The organism is Streptomyces sp. NPDC058964 (assembly GCF_042741275.1).
Taxonomy (GTDB): Bacteria; Actinomycetota; Actinomycetes; order Streptomycetales; family Streptomycetaceae; genus Streptomyces.
The window spans coordinates 1-1,280 of record NZ_JBHYKH010000679.1 but is presented as its reverse complement, the minus strand read 5'-3'; the positions used below and the strand labels follow the sequence as shown (position 1 = coordinate 1,280).

Below are 1,280 nucleotides of genomic sequence, written 5' to 3'. Positions count from 1 at the left end.
AAGTCCGCGCCGACCAGGGCGAGCGTGCGGGTGTCGACCGGGCCCGCGAGGACCCGCGTCATGTCCAGCACTCGCAGCCCGGCGGCAGGCATCAACGGGGTGCCCGAGACCGGCGCGAAGGATTCCGGCGCCCGCCCGTCCACCCGCAGCAGCCGCTCGCTGTGGAAGGCGGCCGCGACCGCCGCGTCGTCCACCCGGACCGCGGGCACCTCGGGGAGCCCGGCCCGCCGCGCCCCCAGTTCGGCGGCGGCCAGCGCGCAGGCTGCCACACAAGCCCGCGCGAGCTCGCGTACGGGCAGCTTCGACTCGAGCGCTCCCCGGCGTACGACGGTGGACACCCGCGAGCGCAGAGCGGGGTCGCCGCCCACCGCGTCCCATGCGAACTTGATTTCTGTCATGACTGCACTATGCAGTATTGACTCAATCAACCTTGGAGGCGGCTGCTTCGGCTCAACCGCACGGACGCCGCGAAACGGAGCACCGACGTGCGCCCGGCCGCGTGCACAGGTGAGCGGGCCGGACGCCCGCCCGGCCCGCTCACCTGGATCAAGGTCCTACCTGGTCACCGCGGCCAGCGCGTCTGCCGTGCCGAAGCCGTAGAACCCGTTGTAGTTCTTCGGACCCTTGCACACGGCGTCGACCTTGCCGTCGCCGTTGATGTCGTACGGGTCCGTGCACGGCGTGGCGTCGGCCTCCGCGTACAGCAGCGCCTTCACCAGGGCGGCGGGGGCGTGCGGATGAGTTGACTTGATCAACGCGGCCACACCCGCCACGTGCGGCGTCGCCATCGAGGTGCCGGCCATGTAGCCCCACTTGCCGCCCGGCAGCGGGCCCAGGATGAGGCCGCTCGTCGCCGGGGGCTCGGGCTTCTGGTAGGCCGTCGAGTCGCCGCCGGGCGCGGCGATGTCGATGACGCCGTAGCCGTAGTTGGAGAACGACGACTTGAGGCCCTTGGCTCCGGTCGCCGCGACCGTCACGACACCCGGCAGCTGGGTCGGTATGTCGTAGCACTTGTGCGGGTCGATCACCCGGTCCGACGGGGTGCCGTCGTTCGGGGAGACCGGGTCGGTGATCGTGTCGGAGTCCAGGTCGTAGCTCTCGTTGCCCGCCGCCGCGACGTTGACCGTGCCCTTCTTCTCCGCGTACCGGGAGGCCCGGGTGATGGCGTCGACGAGCGCCTTCTGGTCCGGGTCGTCCTTGCAGTTGAAGTACCACGGGTCGGTGTAATAGCTGTTGTTGGTCACGTCGTCGTGGTGCTCGGCCGCCCACATTAAGCCGCA

Annotated in this window: 1 protein-coding gene and 1 pseudogene; both read right to left on the bottom strand. The window is 70.5% G+C overall.

The genetic code is table 11. The annotated features are described in order from the left end of the window. Positions 1-398, bottom strand: a pseudogene (locus ACFW2E_RS42845) (hypothetical protein); the annotation flags it as partial. Positions 399-554: 156 nt separating this feature from the next. Next, on the bottom strand, positions 555-1,280 hold a 726-nt coding region (locus ACFW2E_RS42840), incomplete at its 5' end, for a S8 family serine peptidase (RefSeq protein WP_384476393.1).